This is a genomic window from Pseudomonas sp. LA5, from assembly GCF_028640825.1.
Lineage (GTDB): Bacteria > Pseudomonadota > Gammaproteobacteria > Pseudomonadales > Pseudomonadaceae > Chryseomonas > Chryseomonas aestiva.
Genome location: NZ_JAQYZY010000040.1, coordinates 1 through 20,969 on the forward strand (window position 1 = coordinate 1; position 20,969 = coordinate 20,969).

Annotated in this window: 23 protein-coding genes; 1 reads left to right on the top strand and 22 read right to left on the bottom strand. The window is 69.7% G+C overall.

Annotated features, from left to right (window positions below; all coding sequences use genetic code 11):
• Nucleotides 1–1,167, top strand: a 1,167-nt coding sequence (ilvA, locus tag PVZ72_RS16085; RefSeq protein WP_273862458.1) for a threonine ammonia-lyase, biosynthetic, incomplete at its 5' end; no start/stop codon positions are given.
• 812 nt (nt 1,168–1,979) lie between these two features.
• On the opposite strand, the gene PVZ72_RS16090 is transcribed toward ilvA, so the two are convergent.
• The 22 genes from PVZ72_RS16090 to PVZ72_RS16195 form a co-directional block, all read right to left on the bottom strand.
• On the bottom strand, nt 1,980–2,216 hold the full coding sequence (locus tag PVZ72_RS16090) for a hypothetical protein (protein ID WP_133862244.1): 237 nt from the start codon (nt 2,214–2,216) through the stop codon (nt 1,980–1,982).
• 59 nt (nt 2,217–2,275) lie between these two features.
• The gene (locus tag PVZ72_RS16095; RefSeq protein ID WP_158894320.1) at nt 2,276–2,725 is read right to left on the bottom strand and encodes an excinuclease; all 450 of its coding nucleotides are present in this window, start codon (nt 2,723–2,725) and stop codon (nt 2,276–2,278) included.
• 101 nt (nt 2,726–2,826) lie between these two features.
• On the bottom strand, nt 2,827–3,225 hold the full coding sequence (locus PVZ72_RS16100; RefSeq protein ID WP_133862242.1) for a hypothetical protein: 399 nt from the start codon (nt 3,223–3,225) through the stop codon (nt 2,827–2,829).
• 23 nt (nt 3,226–3,248) lie between these two features.
• On the bottom strand, nt 3,249–4,481 hold the full coding sequence (locus tag PVZ72_RS16105) for a beta-ketoacyl-ACP synthase (RefSeq protein ID WP_273862459.1): 1,233 nt from the start codon (nt 4,479–4,481) through the stop codon (nt 3,249–3,251).
• On the bottom strand, nt 4,481–5,218 hold the full coding sequence (gene fabG, locus PVZ72_RS16110) for a 3-oxoacyl-ACP reductase FabG (protein ID WP_273862460.1): 738 nt from the start codon (nt 5,216–5,218) through the stop codon (nt 4,481–4,483). The genes PVZ72_RS16105 and fabG overlap by 1 nt, the downstream gene beginning before the upstream one ends.
• Nucleotides 5,215–5,664 carry an ApeP family dehydratase gene (locus PVZ72_RS16115; RefSeq protein WP_273862461.1) on the bottom strand — a complete coding sequence of 150 codons (450 nt, stop codon included), beginning with the start codon at nt 5,662–5,664 and terminating at the stop codon, nt 5,215–5,217. Before PVZ72_RS16115 ends, fabG begins: the two co-directional genes overlap by 4 nt.
• Complete coding sequence (locus PVZ72_RS16120) at nt 5,661–6,845, bottom strand: beta-ketoacyl-[acyl-carrier-protein] synthase family protein (RefSeq protein WP_273862462.1); 1,185 nt, start codon at nt 6,843–6,845, stop codon at nt 5,661–5,663. The genes PVZ72_RS16115 and PVZ72_RS16120 overlap by 4 nt, the downstream gene beginning before the upstream one ends.
• Nucleotides 6,842–7,342 (bottom strand): hypothetical protein, encoded by a 501-nt coding sequence (locus tag PVZ72_RS16125; protein WP_273862463.1) that lies wholly within the window; start codon nt 7,340–7,342, stop codon nt 6,842–6,844. Before PVZ72_RS16125 ends, PVZ72_RS16120 begins: the two co-directional genes overlap by 4 nt.
• Entirely contained in the window at nt 7,339–8,586 is a 1,248-nt protein-coding gene (locus PVZ72_RS16130) for an NAD(P)/FAD-dependent oxidoreductase (RefSeq protein ID WP_093257486.1), read from the bottom strand. Before PVZ72_RS16130 ends, PVZ72_RS16125 begins: the two co-directional genes overlap by 4 nt.
• Nucleotides 8,579–10,903 (bottom strand): MMPL family transporter, encoded by a 2,325-nt coding sequence (locus PVZ72_RS16135; protein ID WP_187981070.1) that lies wholly within the window; start codon nt 10,901–10,903, stop codon nt 8,579–8,581. The genes PVZ72_RS16130 and PVZ72_RS16135 overlap by 8 nt, the downstream gene beginning before the upstream one ends.
• Entirely contained in the window at nt 10,900–11,484 is a 585-nt protein-coding gene (locus PVZ72_RS16140) for an outer membrane lipoprotein carrier protein LolA (RefSeq protein WP_187981071.1), read from the bottom strand. The genes PVZ72_RS16135 and PVZ72_RS16140 overlap by 4 nt, the downstream gene beginning before the upstream one ends.
• On the bottom strand, nt 11,472–11,906 hold the full coding sequence (locus PVZ72_RS16145; protein ID WP_187981072.1) for an acyl-CoA thioesterase: 435 nt from the start codon (nt 11,904–11,906) through the stop codon (nt 11,472–11,474). Before PVZ72_RS16145 ends, PVZ72_RS16140 begins: the two co-directional genes overlap by 13 nt.
• Nucleotides 11,899–13,425, bottom strand: a complete 1,527-nt coding sequence (locus PVZ72_RS16150; RefSeq protein WP_187981073.1) for an HAL/PAL/TAL family ammonia-lyase — start codon at nt 13,423–13,425, stop codon at nt 11,899–11,901. Before PVZ72_RS16150 ends, PVZ72_RS16145 begins: the two co-directional genes overlap by 8 nt.
• Nucleotides 13,415–14,335 (bottom strand): LpxL/LpxP family acyltransferase, encoded by a 921-nt coding sequence (locus PVZ72_RS16155; RefSeq protein ID WP_187981074.1) that lies wholly within the window; start codon nt 14,333–14,335, stop codon nt 13,415–13,417. The genes PVZ72_RS16150 and PVZ72_RS16155 overlap by 11 nt, the downstream gene beginning before the upstream one ends.
• Nucleotides 14,332–15,069 (bottom strand): glycosyltransferase family 2 protein, encoded by a 738-nt coding sequence (locus tag PVZ72_RS16160; protein WP_187981075.1) that lies wholly within the window; start codon nt 15,067–15,069, stop codon nt 14,332–14,334. The genes PVZ72_RS16155 and PVZ72_RS16160 overlap by 4 nt, the downstream gene beginning before the upstream one ends.
• Nucleotides 15,066–16,712, bottom strand: a complete 1,647-nt coding sequence (locus PVZ72_RS16165) for an AMP-binding protein (RefSeq protein WP_187981076.1) — start codon at nt 16,710–16,712, stop codon at nt 15,066–15,068. The genes PVZ72_RS16160 and PVZ72_RS16165 overlap by 4 nt, the downstream gene beginning before the upstream one ends.
• Complete coding sequence (locus PVZ72_RS16170) at nt 16,709–17,281, bottom strand: hypothetical protein (RefSeq protein ID WP_187981077.1); 573 nt, start codon at nt 17,279–17,281, stop codon at nt 16,709–16,711. The genes PVZ72_RS16165 and PVZ72_RS16170 overlap by 4 nt, the downstream gene beginning before the upstream one ends.
• Nucleotides 17,282–17,291: 10 nt before the next feature.
• Nucleotides 17,292–17,546 carry an acyl carrier protein gene (locus tag PVZ72_RS16175; RefSeq protein WP_027599969.1) on the bottom strand — a complete coding sequence of 85 codons (255 nt, stop codon included), beginning with the start codon at nt 17,544–17,546 and terminating at the stop codon, nt 17,292–17,294.
• 10 nt (nt 17,547–17,556) lie between these two features.
• Nucleotides 17,557–17,817 carry a phosphopantetheine-binding protein gene (locus tag PVZ72_RS16180; protein ID WP_017642722.1) on the bottom strand — a complete coding sequence of 87 codons (261 nt, stop codon included), beginning with the start codon at nt 17,815–17,817 and terminating at the stop codon, nt 17,557–17,559.
• Nucleotides 17,810–18,577, bottom strand: a complete 768-nt coding sequence (locus PVZ72_RS16185; protein WP_187981078.1) for a lysophospholipid acyltransferase family protein — start codon at nt 18,575–18,577, stop codon at nt 17,810–17,812. The genes PVZ72_RS16180 and PVZ72_RS16185 overlap by 8 nt, the downstream gene beginning before the upstream one ends.
• Entirely contained in the window at nt 18,574–19,296 is a 723-nt protein-coding gene (locus PVZ72_RS16190; protein WP_187981079.1) for a beta-ketoacyl synthase chain length factor, read from the bottom strand. Before PVZ72_RS16190 ends, PVZ72_RS16185 begins: the two co-directional genes overlap by 4 nt.
• Before the next feature lie 368 nt (nt 19,297–19,664).
• Nucleotides 19,665–20,942: an MFS transporter gene (locus tag PVZ72_RS16195; protein ID WP_133862224.1), complete on the bottom strand. Its 1,278-nt coding sequence runs from the start codon at nt 20,940–20,942 to the stop codon at nt 19,665–19,667.
• Between the last annotated feature and the right edge of the window lie 27 nt (nt 20,943–20,969).

The following is a 20,969-nucleotide window of genomic DNA, read 5'->3' on the forward strand; positions in this document are numbered from 1 at the left end:
GTGGTGCTGCACGGCGACGCCTTTCCCGAGGCCCTGGCCGAGGCGCTGCGCCTGGTCGAGGAGCAGGGCTACACCTTCGTGCCGCCCTATGACGATCCGGACGTCATCGCCGGCCAGGGCACCGTGGCCATGGAGATCCTGCGCCAGCATCCGGGGCGGCTCGACGCCATCTTCGTCCCCGTGGGCGGGGGTGGCCTGATCGCCGGTATCGCCGCCTATGTGAAATACCTGCGGCCCGAGATCAGGGTCATCGGCGTCGAACCGGACGACTCCAACTGCCTGCAGCAGGCCATGGCGGCGGGTGAGCGAGTGGTCTTGCCGCGGGTAGGACTGTTCGCCGATGGCGTGGCCGTGGCCCAGATCGGCCACCATACCTTCGAGATCTGCCGGCGTTATGTCGATGAAGTCATTACCGTCAGCTCGGACGAGATCTGCGCGGCGATTAAGGACATCTACGACGACACCCGCTCCATCACCGAGCCCTCGGGCGCCCTGGGCGTGGCCGGGATCAAGAAGTACGCCGAGCGCGCGGGCTCCGGCGGCCAGGTGCTGGTGGCCATCGATTCCGGTGCCAACATCAACTTCGACCGGCTGCGGCACGTGGCCGAACGCGCCGAACTGGGCGAGCAGCGCGAAGCCATCATCGCCGTGACCATCCCCGAGCGGCCGGGCAGCTTCCGGGCCTTCTGCGAAGCCCTGGGCCGGCGGCAGATCACCGAATTCAACTACCGCTACCATACTGGCGAAGAGGCCCATATCTTCGTCGGCGTCCAGACCCATCCGCAGCGCGATCCGCGCGAGGCGCTGCTGCAGGGGCTGCGCGACCAGGGTTTCCCGGTGCTGGACCTGACCGACAATGAACTGGCCAAGCTGCATATCCGCCACACCGTGGGCGGTCATGCCGCGCGGGTGGGCCAGGAGCAGGTGTTCCGCTTCGAATTCCCCGAGCGACCGGGCGCGCTGTTCGACTTCCTCGAAAAGCTGGGCGGACGCTGGAACATCAGCATGTTCCACTACCGCAACCACGGCGCGGCGGACGGCCGGGTGTTCGCCGGGCTGGAAGCCAGCCAGGCCGAACGGCCGGAGCTGCTGGCGACGCTGGATGCCATCGGCTATCGCTACTGGGACGAGACCGAGAATCCGGCGTACCGGTTGTTCCTGGGCTGAGATCTGGCGGTGTTGGGCTTCGCCAGGCTCAGCGCCAACCTACAGGGGCATACGGGTAGCGTGGATAACGGCGTAGCCTTATCCACCCTTGGTACTGGAGCCCGTTAGTGGAAAAGGCTGCGCCGTTTTCCACGCTACAGAGTTCAACCGCCCCCTCTCCCTCTGGGAGAGGGCTGGGGTGAGGGCGGCCAGACACCGCGGCTCCTGCCCGTTGGGCTTAGCTGTGCTCAGCGCCAACCTACGGGTAGGATGCCTTGTCCACTATTGGCACCGGAGCCCCTCAGTGGAAAAGGCTGCGCCGTTTTCCACGCTACGGTGATGATCGCGGCCATGGGCCGCTCCTACAGGGAATGACGCTGTTGTAGGAGCGGCCGCAGCGGCGAACTGCCATGGTCGCGATGCGCCCACAAGCCCACGCTGGACCAGACCGCCCCCTCTCCCTCGGGGAGAGGGCTGGGGTGAGGGTAGCCCCATACCGGAAGGTGCCACCTGCTGGACTTTGCGGCGCCCAGCGCCAAGCTACGGGTAGGGTGGATAACGGCGCAGCCTTATCCACCGTTGGCACCGCAGCTCGTCTGTGGAAAAGGCTGCGCCGTTTTCCACGCTACGGGTAAGCGCAATTGATCGCGGCCATGGGCCGCTCCTACGATCAAGCCTGTAGGAGCGGCCCATGGCCGCGATTGGTATTTGGCGCAAAAAGTGGAAAACGCTGCGCGGTTTTCCGCGCTACGCGCTGCGGAGCCCAACCGCCCCTTCTCCCTGCGGGAGAGGGTTGGGTGAGGATGACCACGCGCCAGACGCTCGACACCAACCTACGAAGCCAGCGGCTCCACTTGGATATCCGTCAGTCCATGCACCTCCGCCTGGCGCAGGATGGCCGCGGCGGGGGCATCGGCGGGCGGCAGCGCCAGGCTGTTCTCGGCGTCGGCGCGCAGCTGTTCCAGCACCGCCAGGGCGGCTTCGTGCGGGGCGAGACTGGCCTGCGGATGCTCGAGGTCGAGCTGGCGGGACTCGCCGTCCTTGCGGTAGTGGACGCGAAACGTGGGCATGGCGGCGGCCTCTAGGTAGGTCTCTAGAAAGACCCACCCGGCCGCACCGCCGTTCCGAGCTACTTGAGGATGACCAGCTTGCCCTTGAGGGCGACACCGGCCATGAGGGCGCCGGCGTGGCACTCGTAGCGGGTGGGATCGCTCCACTCGTTCTTCTTGTAGTAGCTGGTGATGTCGGTGACCGCATTGGCACCGGCGGCCTTGGCCGCCTCCTGCAGGCGGATCAGCGCCGATTGCAGCACCCAGCGGCAGGCGACCTCGTCGGTCTTGTTGAAGGCGTTGGTCTTCTGGTTGGTGGTGATGCTGGAGTTGACCACCGTGGCCTTGCCCGGCACCGGGTTGCCGGCCAGGTAGAACTTCACGCTGCCATCCAGACGCTTGGCGGCCAGGGCTTCCTGGACGACTTCGGCGAAGGGCAGTTGCAGGGTGGTGTCGCGGGCCTGGGCGGCGCTGGGCAGCAGGGTGGCGAGGCTCAGGGTAAGGGCGAGGGTGGAGGCTAGGGTACGCATGGCGACTTCCTTGTGGTGGTGGGGATGACTGTTTAACCCAGAACGTCCGCGCCGTCAGCCTGGAGAGCGGCGTTCTGCGCTATCGCGCAGGCCACGGGCGGTCATTCCGCGTCGGCTGCGGGGGCGGGCAACTGCAATTGCCGGCGGATGTCGGCGTCGAGCAGCTGGACCCATTTGTTGTAGTTGCGATGGATGCGTTCGCCGTCGTAGTCGAGGCCGGCGCTGTCGCGGTAGCGGATCTGGTAGCCCTTGGTGCTGTAGGGGATATCGACCCAGGCCTGGTGGCGATCGCGCACCACGATGCTGGCGACCACCAGGCCGGGGCTCTCCTGGCCGACGCTCCAGCCACGGCGTTCGAGGGTGTCGACGATGGCGCGGCGGACATCGGCGGCGTTCTCCGTGCGGTCGGCGGGAAAGACCTCCTGGGGCGTCACCAGGGGCGCGCGGGTGCAGGCCGCCAGGAACAGCAGCGCGGAGACGAGCAGCAGGCGACGCAACATGGGAGTACCTCGGGCTATGGCCATCAGGACCAGCGACGGAAGATCAGCGAGGTGTTGACCCCGCCAAAGGCGAAATTGTTGTTCATCACGTGATCGGTACGCAGGGTCCGCGGTCCGTCACGCAGATAGTCCAGCTCGCCGCACTGGGGGTCCAGGTCATCGAGGTTGAGCGTCGGCACGAACAGCTCCTCGTTCATCATGGCGATGCTGAACCAGGATTCCAGGGCGCCGCAGGCACCGAGGGTATGGCCCAGGTAGCTCTTCTGCGAGCTGATGGGCATGCGGGCGCCGAACAGCGCCTGGGTGGCGCGGGTCTCGGCGATGTCGCCCTGTTCGGTGGCGGTGCCGTGACCGTTGACGTAGCCGATGGCCTCCGGCCTCAGCCCGGCGTCTTCCAGGGCCAGCTCCATGGCGCGCTGCATGGTGGCCTGCTCGGGGCGGGTGGAATGCTGGCCGTCGGCGTTGCTGCCGAAGCCGACGATCTCGGCGTGGATGTGCGCGCCGCGCGCCAGGGCGTGCTCCAGCTCTTCCAGCACCAGGATGCCGGCGCCTTCGCCGATCACCAGGCCGTCGCGTCCGCGGTCGTAGGGACGCGGCGAGGTGTGGGGGGCGTCGTTGCGCAGGCTGGTGGCATAGAGGGTGTCGAAGACCATGGCCTCGCTGGGGCAGAGTTCTTCGGCGCCGCCCGCCAGCATCAGCGGCAGACGGCCGAACTTGATGGCCTCGTAGGCGTAGCCGATGCCCTGGCTGCCGCTGGTGCAGGCGCTGGAGGTGGGGATCAGCCGGCCCTTGAGGCCAAAGAACAGACTCAGGTTGGCGGCCGCCGTGTGCGGCATCATGCGCACATAGGTGTTGGCATTGAGGCCCACCGCGGCGTCGCTGAGCAGCATGTTGGCCAGCGCCTTGATGTCGTCGGTGCTGCCGGTGGAGGAACCGCAGGCCACGCCCATGCGGCCGTCGGTGATGCGGGCGTCGTCCAGCAGCCCGGCATCGGCCAGGGCGCGCTCGCCGGCGGCCACCGCCAGCTGGGAGACGCGGCCCATGCTGCGCAGTTGCTTGCGCGTCCAGTGGCCGGGCACCTGGAAGTCGACGATGGGTCCACCCAGGCGGGTGTTCATCTCGGTGTAGCGATCCCAGGCGTCCATGCGGCGGATGCCGCTGTGGCCGGCGAGAAAATGGTCGCGGATGGTCGGCCAGTCACTGCCCAGGGCGGTGACGCCGGCCATCCCGGTGATCACGACGCGGCGGCCGTTCATCAGCACAGTCCTCCGTTGACCGCCAGCACCTGGCGGGTGATGTAGCCGGCTTCGGGGGCGAGCAGGAAGGCCACGGCGTGGGCCACCTCCTCGGGGGTGCCCATGCGCCCGGCGGGAATCATTTCGAGGATCTTGTCCACCGGTACGTGCTCATCGAGAATCTCGGTGTCGATCAGCCCCGGGGCCACGCAGTTGACGGTGATCCTGCGCTTGGCCAGCTCCACGGCCAGGGCCTTGGCGGCACCGATCAGCCCCGCCTTGGAGGCGCTGTAGTTGACCTGGCCGCGATTGCCGATCAGTCCGGAGACCGAGGTGATGCAGACGATGCGCCCTGGCGCGCGGCGGCGGATCATCGGCATGACCACCGGGTGCAGGACATTGTAGAAACCGTCGAGATTGGTGCGCAGGACCACGTCCCAGTCTTCCCCGGTCAGCGCCGGAAAGGCGCCGTCGCGGGTCAGGCCGGCGTTGCAGACCACCCCGTAGTAGCCGCCGTGGGCCTCGGTGTCGGCCTCCAGGATGGCGGCGCAGGCGGCGCGGTCGCCGACGTCGAATTGCAGCACCCGGGCCGTGCGGCCCAGGGCCTCGACCTCGGCGCGTACCGCGTCGGCTTCCTCGCGGCGGCTGCGGCAGTGCAGCACCAGGTCGTGCCCGGCGGCGGCCAGGCGCAGGGCGATGGCGCGGCCCAGGCCGCGGCTGGAACCGGTCACCAGGACCGGGGCGGGGGCGACGCTCATGGCGCGGGCTCCTCTAGGTACAGATCCGCCCGGGGCGGACGATAGACGTTCAGTCGGGCGCTGGCCTGGCAGCCAGGGCCCTGCAGGTGGCAGTCGAAGATGGCCATGCCATCGTCGTTTTCCAGCGCCGGCTGGGCGCGGATGCGCAATTCGCCACCGGCGGGAAAGGCCGGCACGTCGCAGGCGAACTGGCGGGTGCCGAGCAGGAAACCCAGGGCCGGGGCCTCGCCACGACGGCGCGCCTGGCAGCCAGCGAAGGCGGCCACGCTCTGGGCCATCAGCTCCACGCCGATCCAGGCCGGCAGGGCGCCGTCGGCGTCGGTGAAGAGGCCGCAACGCACCACCAGGCGGGTCTCGATGCCCTGATCGTCGCAGGCGAGGATCTCCTCGATCAGCAGCATGTCGCCGGCGTGGGGCACCAGCTCGGCGAGGGTCCAGGGGATCATGGCGTGGCTCCCAGGATGAGGCTGACGTTGCTGCCGCCAAAGGCGAAGCTGTTGCTCATGGCGTGGCGACGACCGTCCAGGCGGCTGTCGCCCGAGGTCAGCGCCAGCCCTGGCAGAGCCGGATCGGCCTGGCCGTCCCAGCGCTGCGGCGGCAGCTGGCCGGCGGGGTTGAGGTGCGGGTCCAGGGTCAGCCAGGCGAAGGCGGCTTCCAGGGCGCCGGCGGCGCCGAGGGTATGGCCGGTCAGCGGTTTGGTCGAGGAGCAGGGCACCCCGGCCGGGAATACCTCATGGGTGGCGTGGCTTTCCATGGCGTCGTTGTGTGGCGTGGCGGTGCCGTGCAGGTTGAGATAACCGATGTCGCCCGGCTGCAGACCGCTGGCGCGCAGGGCCGCCTGCATGGCCTGGACGGCGCCGCGGCCGCTGGGATCGGGGGCGGAGATATGGTGGGCATCGGAGCTGGCGCCGCCGCCGAGCAGGGCGATGGGGCCGGGCTCGCGGGTCAGCAGGAACAGCGCCGCGCCCTCGCCGATGTTGATGCCGCAGCGATTGACCGAGAAGGGATTGCACAGCGACTCGCTGACCGCTTCGAGGGCGGCGAAGCCGTTCAGGGTCAGGCCGCAGAGGCTGTCGACGCCGCCGCAGAGCACGGCATCGCAATGGCCCTGGACCAGCAGCCGACGGGCGCTGAGCAGGGCACGGGCGCTGCTGGTGCAGGCGGTGGACAGGCCGTAGCAGGGGCCGCTCAGGCCCAGGTAGCGGGCAAGGAAATCCGCCGGCGCCACCAGTTCCTGCTGGGCGTACTGATAGCCCTCGGGCAGCTGGCCGCTGCGCTGGTGCACGGCGATGCCCTGGCTGGCCTCGTGAATGCCCGAGGTGCTGGTGCCCAGCACCACGCCGATGCGGGCGGGGCCATGGCGCTCGATGGACTGGCGCACCTGGGGCTCGATCTCGGCCAGGGCCGCCAGCAGGAGCTGGTTGTTGCGACTGAAATAGGGCGTCCAGGCCGCTGGCCAGGCCGGCAGCGGGGCGCTGACGGTGCCCACCGGTGGCTGGCGCGCGGGAATCCAGCCCGGGGTGGGCTGCATGCCCGCCGTGTCGCCGGCGAACAGACCGCGCGCCACCTCGGCCTTGCCCTGGCCCAGGGCGCAGAGCAGCCCCAGGGCGTTCAGGTAGGCGCTCAAGGCGCGGACTCCGGCAGCAGGGTCAGGCGATAGCGCGACCCGTCCGGCGCCTCCAGCTCCAGGCGCTCGGTAGCAGGGTAGCGCACCTGCCAGTCCTTGAGGCGGCGACTGCCTTCGGCGTCCCTGTGCCAGTCGCCCGCGGCATAGGCCCGCGGCAACTGGTCGGTCGGGGTCAGGGCGAACAGCAGCACGCTGAAGAAGGTGCGCGCCCGGGGATTGGGCGGCAGCAGGCCGTCGGCGTGCCAGGCGCCGTCGAGCAGCCGCTGGCGCGCCTGGGGCACGCCCAGGGGATCGAACAGCGAAAAGCGCAGGGCCTGACCTTCCGGCTGGATGGCCAGCAGCAGGGCGTCATTGCCCTCGGCGGTCTGACGCTCCACCTGGTAGACGAGGGCGCGCGCCAGCGGGGGCGGATTGCTGGGCAGTGGCGGCTGGCTGGCGCAGGCGGCGAGCAGCAGCAGGCAGGCCAGCGCGAAGACGAACGGACGGGGCAGGGTCATGCAGGATGGGCCGAATTCAGCTGGCAGAGCTCGACAAGCAGGCGCAGGCGCCGCTTGGGCTCCTTGACGAAGGGGTTGCGAAGGTCCCAGGCGTAGCCGGCGAGAATGGCGCAGATCATGCGGCGGATCTCGGGATCGGCGTTCTCGAAATAGATGACGTCCTGGAAGCTGCCATCGTACCAGCCCTCCACATAGGCACGGAACGTATCGACGCCCGCCTTGAGCGGTCGGGCGAATTCGCCCTCCCAGTCCACCGCCTCGCCACGCAGCTGGCGATCCACCAGCGGCGCGGCCAGGCTGGCCGAGCGCAGGGCGATGGTGACGCCCGAGGAAAACACCGGATCGAGGAATTCGGCGGCGTTGCCCAGCAGGGCGAAGCCAGGGCCGTGCAGGCGCTTGACGTTGGCCGCATAGCCGCCCAGTTCGCGCACCGGGGTATCCCAGACCGCATTGTGCAGCACCCGGGCCAGGCTCGGGGTCTCGGCCACCCAGTCGCGCAGACAGGTGGCGAGATCGGGGGCGCGTCCGGCATAGCGCTCGGCGGCGGCCACCACCCCGAGCGAGGTGCGGCCATCGCTGAACGGAATGGTCCAGAACCAGACGTCGCGCAGGGTCGGATGGGTGGTGATGAGGATGCGTTCGCGGTCGAAGCCGGGATCGTCGATGCGATCCTCGACATGGGTGAAGAGGGCGCGACGCACCGGGAAGTCCGAAGGGGCTTCCAGGTCCAGCAGGCGTGGCAGCACCCGCCCGTAGCCGCTAGCGTCGAGCAGGAAGTCGGTGGTCAGCGCATAGGCCTGGCCGTCGTCGCCCAGCACCTCGATCCGGGTCCTTTCACCGCCTTCGCCCAGGGTCACGGCGGTCACCCGCTGGCCGTAGCGGATCGCCACGCCCTGGCGCGCGGCGTCATCGGCGAGGATCTTGTCGAAGGGGCCGCGCTGGACCTGGAAGGTGCTGCGGCCACCGCTATAAGTGTCGCGAAAGTCGAAGTCGGTGTAGCGCTCGCCCCAGGCGAAGGCGGCGCCGACCTTGGTCTGGAAACCGGCGGCCTCGACCGCCGGCAGCATCCCGGCTTCCTCGACGAAGTCCAGGCTGTGGGAGAGCAGGCTCTCGCCGATGGAAAAGCGCGGAAAGTGCTGGGCTTCCAGCACCAGCACCGGATGGCCGCGACGCTTGAGCAGGGCGGCGACCACGGCGCCGGCCGGGCCGGCACCGATGACGACCAGGGGGTGATGTTCAACCATGACGAAGGTCCTTTTCGTGGGAGACGGGGGGCGAAGCCCAAGGCGCCAGCAGGAAGCTGAATACCAGCCCCAGGCTGATGGCCAGGCCGAAGTTGGCGATGGCCGGGGTGCTGCTGAGCATCAGCAGACCGAACGACAGCCAGCTGCCGACGCCGGACAGCAGGCCGCCGAGCAGACTGACCGCCGCGCCGCCGATGGCCTCGTGCATGAGGATGGCGTAGTCCACGCCGATGGCGGTGATGAGCAGCAGGGCGAAGAGGCTGAACAGGGTCAGCGGCTGGCCCAGCCAGCCCAGGCAGGCCAGGGCCGCGAGGGCCGCCAGGAGCGGCAGGCAGACGATGCGTAGCGCCGCGCGGCGACCGAAGGCCCAGAGCAGTAGGAGGAAGATGGCCCCCGAGGCCAGCAGCTTGAGTTCCACCGCCAGGCGCTGGGTATGAAGGAACAGTCCGCGCAATTCGCCGAGGCGATCCACCAGCTGCACCCCGGGCAAACCCTCGGCCACCGTCTGCAGCACCTGGGCGTTGCCCAGCCCTTGCAGGCTGACCAGGCCGGCTGCGTTGCCGTCGGCCGTGCGGCCCAGCCAGAGCGGTCGCCAGGGCTCGCCCAGCGGGCCGGCCAGGGCCTGGTCGAGACTCAGGTCGGGTAGCTGCTGCAATAGCTTGAGTTCGGCGTCCAGCGCCTCGGCCGGTATGCCTACCGCCAGCAGGGGTTGCAGGCGCTCGCCCCAACCGGCCAGGGCCTGGCGCAATTCGGCCTGGGCTGCGGCAGGGGCGACCAGACCACTGAGGGCGCGATAGCCCTGCAGCTGACCCTGACTGACCAGGCTATCCAGGCGCTGCCCCAGGGCGGCCTGGCGGCGCAGCACCTCATCGGCATCCGCCCCGCGCACCAGGAAGAACTGGCTGGTGGGTTGCAGCCCGGTAAGGCGGGCGATGGCCTGGGCTTCGCGGGTCAGGGCCGGGTCTTGGCCAAGCCAGAGGCGCAGATCGTTCTGCAGGTGCAGTTGCCAGACGCCCGCGCCGCAAAAGGCCAGCAGCGCCAGCAGCAGCGGCAGGCTGCCGGTACGCGCCAGCAGGCGCAGCCGCAGGTCGAGCAGGCGCTGCATCAGCCGCAGCGGCGCGGCGGGCGGTGCCAGGTCCAGACGCTGCCACCAGGCCGGCAAGAGGCAGACGGTGGTGAGGTAGGCGCCGATCAGGCCGGCGGCGGAAAACGCCGCCACCTGGGTCAGCGCCGGAAAGGGCGTGCAGGCCAGCGCCAGGTAGCCCAGCAGATTGGTCGCCAGGCTCAGGGACAATCCCGGCAGCGTCTCGCGCAGGATGGCCGTGGCATTCCAGGGGCCGCCCTTCCAGCTCTTGCTCAGGTAGTGCAGCGGATAGTCGGCGGCCACCCCGGTCAGGCTGGCACCGAGGATCAGGGTGAGGGCGTTGATCTGGCCGAACAGCAGCACGCAGGCGGCGCTGCCGGCCAGGAGCGCCACGCCCACCGCCAGCAGGCTGAGCAGTACCCGCCAGCGGCGGAACAGCCCCAGCAGCAGGGCCAGGGTGCCAAGGGTGGCCAGGCCGCCGATCAGCGACATCTCGCGACTGGCGGTGGCCTGGCCGGCGGCGGCGTATCTCAGGCCGCTGGCGGCGAGTAGCTGACCGCCCTCCGCGACCACCTCACGGCGGGCGGCCTCGATCAGGGCTTCCACCCGGGGCGGGGCATCGAAGTCGAAGGCATCGGCGCGGGTACGTGCGCGGATCAGGGCCCAGGTCAGGTCGTCGCCCTGGGTCAGCAGCAGGCCGCTGCCGGCGTCGAATTGCACCTTGCTCGCCGGGGTGAGCTGGCGCTGCAGCAGCAGGCCGAGGCCGAACCAGTCCTGCTCCAGGGGCAGGGCGCCGGCGCCGGCGAAGGGATCAAAGAGGGCCGCGGCGCGGGCCTGTAGATAGCTGTTGGGCGTCTTGAGCAACTCGTCGCGCGCCGGCCCTGGTGCCAACGCCAGGCGACTGGCCAGGAGTTGCTGGCGCAGACCGGGCAGGTCCGGCGTGAGTTGCCACTGCACCTTCTCGAACAGCGGCTCTCGCGACCAGGCCTGGCCCAGGCGCTCGGTCAGGGCCGGCAGTCGCTCGCGCTGGGGATGGCCGACCAGCAGCAGGACCTCGCGATTGAGCGGCTCGGTCATGCGCGCCTCGGCCTGCAGGGTGAGGGCATCACCGGCGCCCTGGGGCAGCAGCGCCAGCAGGTCGGCGGCCACCGGCGGACCCTGCCGCCACTGCCAGGCGCTGAGCGCCAGCAGGGCGAGCAGGAACAGCAGGAAGGGGCGCTGCAGCCGGGTCACTGGAAGACCGCGCGCTGCTCGGCGCTCAGGGTGTCGCCAGGCTGGCCGTCCAGCTTGAGCAGGCTGCGGTCGCCCTGGGTCTCGCGGATCTCCACCTGTTCGACCAGGGCGCCGCCCTGGATGAGGATGCCGTCGAACACCTGCTTGAGCAGGGCGCCGCGCGGCGTCAGGCGCAGCTGCCAGTGGTTGGCGTCGCCGGTCAGGGCCAGCTCGAAGCCGCGTTCCAGGCCGCTGCGATCACCGCCGAGCACGGCCAGGAACAGTGCGCTCTGGCGCGCGGCCAGGTCGCTGCCGGGCAGGGGCGTCCAGCCCGTCGGCGTCTGCTTGGCGATGGCCCCGGGGGTGATGCGATAGGTCTGCGCCAGCGGCTTTTCCAGCCGCCAGAGCAGGCCCAGGCCGCGGGCCAGGGTGAAGTGACCGCTGCTGGTCAGCGGCTGCGGCAGGGCGCGCAGATAGCGCTGCTGGACGAAGCTGCCCGCGACCGCCGCGGGGCGCGCCAGCTGGGCGGCCAGGTCGTCGAGATCGAAGGCCTGGGCCAGGGGCGCGGCCAGGATGAATAGCAGAGCGATCAGCGTGCGCATGCCAGGGCCCTCTCCACGGCGTCGATGAAGACCCTGGGCGAGGCCAGCTGCATCTCGCGGCTGGCCAGGTCCACGGCGACCTGCACGGTGCTGGCGCGGGTCAGGCGCTCGCCGGTGGCGGCATCGCTGATCAGGTAGTTAAGCTTGAGGCGGTTCTCCCACTCCACCAGATCGGCCTTTACCCGCACGCGCTGCTGAAACAGCAGGGGGCGGATGTAGCGGATCTGCAGGTCGATCACCGGCCAGCCATAGCCGGAGTCGCGCATCTGCAGGTAGTTATGGTCAAGGCGGTCGAGCAGCGCGCAGCGCGCCACCTCCAGGTACTTCACATAATGGCCGTGCCAGGCGATTTCCATCATGTCGACGTCGAAGAAGGGGATCTGCATCTCCACCTCGACCTGCAGGGCACCGGTCTTACGCATAGAGCCTCCAGTGGCGGGCGCGAATCAGGGTCAGGGTCTGGCGCAATTCGGCTTCCAGGGCACGGTCTTCGATCAGCGGCGGGAAGGTCTCGCCCAGCGCGCGGTGCATGGCGGCCAGGGGTGCGGGCGGTTGCCCGCCCTGCTCGCACCTGAGCCAGACGCCCTGCTGGGCGGCCAGCAGGGTGGCGGCGGCCACCTGCTCGGTGAGCTCCAGCACGCGCAGGGCATCGCGGGCGGCGATGGTGCCCATGCTGACCTTGTCCTGGTTGTGGCATTCGGTGGAACGGGAGAAGACGCTGGCCGGCAGGGTGCCCTTGAGCGCCTCGGCGGTCCAGGCGCTGGCGCCGATCTGCACCGCCTTGAAACCATGGTTGAGCATGGCCCGCGCGGCCGGGGCGCCGGAGAGATTGCCCGGCAGGCCGTGGTTATAGCGCGCATCCACCAAGAGAGCGAGCTGGCGGTCGAGCAGGTCGGCGACGTTGGCCACCAGGGTCTTGAGACTGTCCATGGCGCAGGCGATATGGCCGCCATAGAAGTGGCCGCCGTGCAGCACCCGCTCGTCTTCGGCGTCGATCAGCGGATTGTCGTTGGCGCTGTTGAGTTCGGTCTCGATGAACTGGCGCAGCCAGGGCAGGCTGTCGGCCAGTACCCCCAGCACATGGGGCGCGCAGCGCAGCGAATATCTGTCCTGCAGGCGGTGCAGGGGCGCGGCCGGACCCTCTGCGGCCAGATCCGCGCGCAGCCAGGCGGCCACCTGGCCCTGGCCCGGATGGGGCTTGGCGGCGAACAGGCGCTGGTCGAAGTGCTCGGGGTTGCCGGCCAGGGCCACCACATTGAGCGCGGTGATGCGGGTTGCCAGGCGCAGCAGGTACTCGGCGCGGGAGAAGGCCAGGCAGGCCAGGCCGGTCATCACCGCGGTGCCGTTCATCAGCGCCAGGGCTTCCTTGGGTCTGAGCACCAGCGGCGTCCAGCCCAGCTCGGCATGGACGTCCGCCGCTTCCCGTAGCTCATTGCGCCAGAGCACCTGGCGCTCGCCGCAGAGGGCGGCGGCCACATAGGACAGCGGGGTGAGATCGCCGCTGGCGCCCACCGAACCCTCTTCGGGGATCAGCGGCAGGATGTCTTCGCGCAGGAAGGCGGTGAGGCGTTCGAGCAACTCGACGCGCACCCCGGAGACGCCCTGGCACAGCGACTGCAGCCGCGCTGCCAGTACCGCGCGGGTCGCCGCCGCATCCAGATGGCGACCCAGGCCGCAGCCGTGGAAGGTATAGAGCTGACGCGGCAGCGCCTCGACCTGGGCCAGGGGCACGGCGACCACGCAGGAGTCGCCATAGCCGGTGGTGATGCCGTAGACCGAGCCCTCGCGGGCCAGCAGCGACTCGACGAAGCGGGCACCGCGGGCGATGCCGTCGCGAAAGGCGGCGTCGTCCTGCAATTCGGCCTGGGCCCGGCCCTCGGCCAGGGCGACCAGGTCTTCGATGGCGAGGGCTTGGCTACCAAAGCGAACACTAGCGTTCATCGCGACTCCAGAAGGGGTAGAAGTTGAACCACTGCCGCGGCGCCTTGAGGCAATGGGCGGCAAGGCGCTCGGCATAGGCCTGGGCCAGGCCCTGGATGCCGGCGGCGCGCTCCTGGCGACGCCAGGCCGGGGCCGGGGCGAAGTCTTCCAGGTAGAGGTGGTAGCCGTCGGCTTCGCGCAGGCAGAACAGCAGGTTGGTCGGGCAGCGCAGCAGGTGCGCCAGCAGCCAGGGGCCCTGGGGGAAGGGCGCCGGGGCGCCGAGGAAATCCACCTCGACGGTCCGGCCGCCGTGCAGCGGCACCCGGTCACCGGCGATGGCCAGCCATTCGCCGCGCTCCAGGCGCTCGCTGAGCTGCAGCATCACCGCCGGGTCCAGCTCGCTGACCTGGATCAGCCGCAGATCACTGGCGCCGGCTTCCTCCAGCAGGCGATTGAAGGCTTCGGCATGGCGGGTGTGCACCAGCACATTGAGGCGCACCCGCCGCCCCAGCTGGGCCAGGGCGCGACAGACTTCGAGGTTGCCCAGGTGGGCGGTGACCAGGATCTCGCCGCGCGGCGCGTGCATGCGGCTGTGCACCTGATCCGGATCGTGCAGTTGCACCTGATCCAGGCCGAGACGGCCGTTCCAGGCATCGAGCTTGTCCAGCAGGGCTTCGGCGAAGGCCATGAACTGGGCGTAGCCGCTGCGCCAGCTGGGCTGCAGGTCGGGACGACCGCTCCAGCGGGCCAGGCGCTGCTGGTAGTCGCGGATGCCACGGCGGGCGCGGGCGCCGAACAGGAAGAAGTACAGCACGATCAGCCGCAGCAGCGGGGCGATGGCGCGGCGGCCCAGGTGCCGTGCCAGCCAGGCGGTGAGGCGCATCAGCAGGGGGCTGCCACGCTCGCGCTGCTGCGCCCAGTGGCCGCTCACGCGCGCACCCGGCGCCAGAGCAGGCGCGGCGCGCGCAGCAGCATGCCGAAGAACAGCCGGGTGTGCATGCGCGAGATCAGCACGTTGTCCTGCCAGAGGCGAAAGTGCGACCGGCCATCCAGCGGATAGTGCACCCGGGTCGGCCGCCAGCGCATGGGCTGCTCGCGCCAGGCCAGGCGCACCAGGATCTCCGGGTCGAAATCCATGCGCTTGCCCAGGCCGCCGGCGCGGATCACCGCCAGGGTCGGCGCCAGCGGATAGACGCGAAAGCCGCACATGCTGTCGCGGATCGCCAGCGACAGGCTGTTGATCCACACCCAGACATGGGTGAGGTAGCGGGCATAGAGCCGACCCCTGGGCACCGAGTCGTCGAATTGCGGATAGCCGCAGATCAGCGCCTCGGGATAGGCCTGGGCCTCGGCGAGAAAGGCGGCCACGTCGGCCAGGTCGTGCTGGCCGTCGGCGTCCACCTGCAGGGCATGGCTGAAGCCCAGCCGCTGCGCCTCGGCGAGTCCGGCCATCACCGCGCCGCCCTTGCCCTGGTTGACCGGCAGGCGCAGCAGATGGACGTCGGGCTGGGTCGCCAGCTCGTCCATCACCTGGGCGCAGGCGGGGCTGGAGGCGTCGTCCACCAGCACGCAGGGCAGGGCGCGCTGGCGCAGCGCCTGGACCACCAGCGGCAGGGCGTGCTCATGGTCGAACACCGGGATCACCGCGCAGGCCCGAAAGCTCATGGCTGCGCCTCCTTGAGCAGGATGCGCCCGGAAGAGCAGGCCGCGGTGCCCTGGCGAAAGGCGAAGTGCAGCTTGCTGCGGGTGGCGTCGAAGTGGAAGGTCAGGGTCACCCGGTCACCGGGGCGCAGCAGCTGCTGGAATTTCAGCACCTCCATCCCGGCGAAGTCCGCGGGCAGATCCAGGTGCTGGCGGGCCAGGCGCTGGGCCCAGCCGACCTGCACCACCCCGGGCACCACCGGCGCCGTGGGGAAGTGGCCGGAAAAGAACGCCAGGTCCGGGGCGACTTCCAGCTCCAGCCGCCAGCCGTCCGCGGTCCGCTCGACGTCGAGCGGTTCGATCTCCACTGGCCGTGGCTGGGCCAGCAGGCGTTCTACTTCGGCCTGGGCCAGCTTGCCCTGGGCGCTGTAGGGCAGCGCCAGCAGCAGGCGCCAGCGGCGTGGCAGGGCGATGGCCTCGCAATGGCCGACCAGGTGTTCGCGCAACTCGGCCACCAGGGCGCGGCGACCGCCATTGCGCAGCTGGTGCAGGCCGTGTTCGCTCAGGGCGACCAGGGCGCCGAGCAGGGCGCGACCCTGCTGCACCACGCCCAGGCGGACGTCGGCGACGGCGGGATGGTCGAGCAGGCGCGCTTCCAGTGCCGGCAAGGCGATGCGCTTCTCTTCCAGTTTGACGATGCGATCCAGGCGCCCGAGCAGTTCGAAGCGACCGTCATCCAGCAGGCGGACGCCGTCCATGGTCTGCTCGCGCACGCCCTGGGGCAGATAGGGCGAGGTCAGCCAGAGGGCGCCGTCAGCGTCCTGGCCCAGCTTCAGGTCGGCGAAGGCCTGCCAGGGCTGCGGGCCCTGGCGCCAGGCGATGCCGCCGGTCTCGGAGCTGCCATAGACCTCGGTGGGGTACTGGCCGAAACGGACCTGGCAGGCCGTCGCCGCCGCTTCCGGCAGCACGCCGCCAGAGGAAAACACCCGTACCACCTGAGCGAGGATGGCGTCGTCGAGGTTCTCGCCCAGGCGCTTGAGCAGCGCCGGGCTGCTGATCCACACCACACGGCGACCTTCGCGCAGCAGGGCGGCGGTCTCGCGCTGCAGTTCCTCGGTGAAGGGCAGCGCCTGGCGGGCGAAGGGGCGACCGGCGCAGAGCGGCCAGAGCACGCGAAACAGCAGGCCATAGATGTGCTGGGTGGAGACGCTGCCAAGGAAGGTCGCGTCGCCGAGAGAGCCACCCCACAGCCGCTCCAGGGCAGCGACCTCGTTGGCCAGCTGGAACAGCTGCTTGGCGATCAGTTTGGGTTCGCCACTGGAGCCCGAGGTGCTCAGGGTCAGCAGCGGTGCCTGGAGGTCGAGCGCGGCGGGCGCCAGGGGCTCGGCGGCCGTCCAGCCGGCAAGATCGTCGAGCCAGGCATCGAGTCTAGGCATCAGTCGAGCACGGGTGGCGGGCTGGACGTCGGCCGGCAGGATCACCTCGATGCCGGCGCGCCAGGCACCGAGCAGGGCGCAGGCCAGGTCCTCGGCATCGTCCAGATGCAGCGCCAGGCGCTTGAGGCCACTGGCCTGGAAGGCCGCCGCCAGGCTCAGGGCGCGCTGCTTGAGGGCCGCATCCAGCGGGCTCGCGGCGCCCAGCAGGTCGGCGAGAGGGGTGAACGTCATGACAGCCTCCGCACGCGCTGGCGGACCAGCCATTCACCGGCGAACAGCAGGCCCATCAGGCCATAGGCGATGACGCCGGTATAGAGGGTCCACCAGGCCAGCGGCGCCCAGAGCGCCAGGGCGGCGGCGGTGAGCGCATTGAACAGAAAGAACAGGCACCAGACCTGGGTCACCCGGCGGGTGTAGCGCATCGCACGGGGTGGCAGCTCGGGCTCGCGCAGCCGCGCCAGGCGCTCGATCAGCGGCTGGCCGCGCAGCAGGCTCAGGCCGAATACTGCCAGCAGGAAGAGGCTGAGCAGCACCGGATACCAGCGCAGCAGCACGGCGGCGTCGCTCAGGGCCAGCAGCAGGCAGAAGCCCAGGGCGACCAGGGCGGTGCCGCGCTGCAGGCCGTTGAGGCCGGGTTGCAGCAGGCGCAGGCCCCAGAGGGCGCCGAGGCCGGCGGCGAACAGGCGCGGCGAGAGGTGCTGCAGGCCGAAGTAGACGGCGAAGGGATAGGCCAGGCCGAGCAGGAGCAGCAGAGCACTGGCGACCAGGCCCAGGGGGGAGCGGGAAGGCAGGGCACTCATAGGCGGCGGATCAGGCGTCCGCCTGGCTGATGCGATGGACGGCCTCGACCACGTCACCCACGGTGCGCACCTGGCGGAATTGCTCGGCGGCGATCTTGTGCCCGGTCTGGCGGCGCAGGTGGTCGATCAGGTCGACGGCGTCGATGCTGTCGATCTCCAGGTCCTCGTAGAGGTTGGCCTCCAGGGTCACCCGCTCGGGCTCCAGTTCGAAGAGTTCGACCAGGGCGCTGCGCAGGGTCTCGAAGATGGCTTCACGGCTTTGCATGGCAATCTCCTCAGGCGGCGCGCTGGGCGGCGACGAAGGCCGCAAGGGCGTTGACGTTGGCGAAATGGGTGCGGGTGTCCTTGGCTTCGGCGTCGATGCGGATGCCGTAGCGCTTCTGGATCGCCAGGCCCAGCTCCAGGGCGTCCACCGAATCCAGGCCCAGGCCGTCGCCGAACAGGATCTGGTCGTCGCCGATGTCGTCGACGGTGACGTCCTCGAGGCCGAGCGCCTCGATGATCAGGCTTTTGAGCTCAAGGTTGAGATCAGTCATGGTTGCCGGTTTCCTTCAGGTAGAGCTGGTGCAGCTGGTCGTTGAGTTCACGCGACGCCAGCGGCAGCGGCCGCCCGGCGAAGGTGGTGGGGTCGATGTCGGCGCCCACTTCCAGCTGGAAGTCGAAGCGCCGGGAGGGGATGCGATACCAGGGCGTGGCCTTGGTCAGGGTGCTGGGCACCACGCGGATAATGACCGGGGTGATGCAGCGGGCGCCGCGCAGGGCGATGGCCGCGGCGCCACGATGGAAGCGCGGCGGCTCGCCGGGGGTGGTGCGGGTCCCCTCGGGAAAGATGATCAGCGTCTGGCCTTCGCGCAGGGCGTCGGCGGCTTCGTCGAGCATCTCGGCGCTGCCGTTGTTGCTGATATAGCCGGCGGCCTGGATCTGCCGCTTGAGATAGGGGTTCTGCCAAAGGCCCTGCTTGACCACGCAATTGGCGTCGGGCACCAGGCCGATGAGCACCACCACGTCGATCAGCGAGGGATGGTTGGCGATGATCAGCTGGCCCGGACGCCCCAGCCGCTCGTGGCCCTGGATACGCAGGTTCATCACCCGGGTCAGCACCATGAAGGCGACGAAGAAGCGGAACAGCCGGGCATTGGCCCGCCGCGCACGCTGGCGGCGGCGCAGGGGATCGCCCGGCAGGACCAGCAGGAGCGGCAGGATCAGCAGGCGAAAGACCAGGGCGCCGCAGCCGAACACCACGAAGTTGAGTCCCGTGGCCAGCAGTCGATAGCCGTAGTCCAGGCGGTCGCTCATCCGCAGGCCTCCGCCTGCCAGTGCCAGGCGCGCCCGGCATAGGCGAGGTGCAGGGCGCCAGGTGCTTCCAGCAGGCGCAGCAACTCAAGGGCATGGGGCCAGGCACTGGTCGCGGCATCCGCCGGAGCCGGTGCGCCGCTCAGGCCATGGCCGCTGCCAGGGGTGAGCAGCAGGCCCACGGCATAGGGAAAGGGGACATCGTCGATCTGCGGTGCATAGAGCGCCGGCGGCGCCTCTTCGGCGATCACCACCAGCACCCCGCTGGCGCCTTCGGCGAGCAGGGTGCAGGCCTCCAGCACGGCGTGTTCGAGACCGTCGCGGCCGGTGGCCAGGGCATTCATCTCGCTGTGGTCGCCGCGCAGGATCGACCATTGGCCGATGATGGCGTTGTGCACCGAGAGGCTGAACTGGGTCGGGGAGAGCGGCTCGCCGCGAGCCAGTTCCTGGAGGATGGCCAGGGTGCGCGGGGTCTCGCCATGACGCGAGGCAAAGATCAGCGGCAGCGGCTCGCCATGGGCGTCGGCCAGCGGCCAGGCCACCTGGAAGGTCATGCGCGCCAGCCGGCTCAGGCGGCGGCGCTGCATGGCCGGCAGGAAGCTGGCATCGGGTTGGCTGCCGTCGTCCGCCGGACGCCAGGGCGCGGCGCACCACTGCCGCCAGGCGTCCTGGTCGCCAAGACCAGGCGCCCAGGCGCGCCAATCGCTAATCTGGAAGTGCATGTTCACAGCCGAATCTACCCCGGAGCCTTGCGTGCTTGCCGTTTCATCTATCCCTGATGAGCAGGGTATTGCAGCGTTCGGCGCGCATTATCCAAGCGGCTCCCACCCTAGGCAAACATTTGTCTGAACTTTGCGAAGAGGTGACAGTCGCGCCGCCAAGCCAGGGACAGGCTAGCGTGGCGGGAGGCAGAGGGCCCCTTTTCAGGGCACGAAACGCCGCTCCGTGCGACGAGCGGCAGTAGAAACGGCGATTTAGGGAAGAGCGCTGAAGGTAAAGGTGAAGCTGTCGCTGACGGTTATCGCGATCATGGCTGCAGGGGGCCGCTCCACGGGCGTTTCAACCTCAAGGGAGCGGTCGAGGCCTGGCGTCACGCCGCTGGCAACGGCTGTAACCTGGACAGGCGGACCGCCACGGCCAGGGCCGCGAGCAGCAGGGCGCCGATGAACAGGCCGACGCCGGTCCAGCCCCCCAGGTGCCAGCAGACACCGCCCAGGGTGCCAGCCACGCTGGAGCCGGCGTAGTAGCTGAACAGATAGAGCGACGACGCCTGGCCACGCGCCTGGCGCGCCCGCCGCCCCACCCAGCTGCTGGCCACGGAGTGGGCACCGAAGAAGCCGAAGGTGAACAGCAGCATGCCCGGCAGCACCAGCCACAGCGGGGTGAACAGGGTCAGCAGCAGGCCGCACAGCTTGAGCACGATGGCGCCAGCGAATACCTGCCGCCGGCCGAAACGATCGGCCAGACTGCCGAACTTGGCCGAGCTGTAGATCCCCGCCAGATAGACCAGCGACAGCACGCCGATCCAGGCCTGGCTCAGGTGATAGGGCTCGGCCAGCAGGCGATAGGCGATGTAGTTGAACAGGGTAACGAAGGCGCCCATCAGCAGGAAGGCTTCCAGGAACAGCCAGGGCAGCCCGGCATCGCGAAAGTGCAGGGCATAGCCGGCGAGCAGGCTGCGTGGCCGCAGCGGCCGTGGCTGAAAGCGCTTCGAAGCCGGCAGGCTGCGCTTGAACAGCACCGCCGCCACCAGCGCCAGCACCCCCAGGGCGCCGAGGGCGATGCGCCAGGAGACGAAATCCACAAGCACCCCGCTGATCACCCGGCCGGACATCCCGCCCAGGGCATTGCCGCTGATATAGAGGCCCATGGCATAGCCCAGGTGTTCGGGATGCACCTCTTCGGCCAGGTAGGTCATGGCCACTGCGGCCACCCCGGCCAGCGACAGCCCGACCAGGGCGCGGGTCACCAGGATGCCGTCCCAGGTGGGCATCAGGGCGCTGAGCAGGGTGAAGCCGCCTGCGGCGAACAGCGCATAGACCATCACCGACTTGCGCCCGATGGCATCGGAGATCGGCCCGGTCACCAGCAGGCCGCAGGCCATGAGGCCGGTGGCCAGGGACAGCGACAGACTGCTGGCGGCAGCAGTGAGGCCAAAGGCCTGGGAAAAGATCGGCATCAGCGGCTGCACGCAATAGAGCAGGGCGAAGGTGGCGAAGCCGCCGCAGAACAGCGCCAGGGCGGTGCGCAGGAATTGCGGCGTCCCCTTTTCGATGAAGGCGTCCGGTGCGTGCTGCGGCTCATTGGCGGCAGGGCGGGTTTCCAGCGGCGGGGCAGGGGGCGTGGCGGACGACCGGGACGTGTTCACAGGTACCTCAAGGCAAGTCTGACCTCA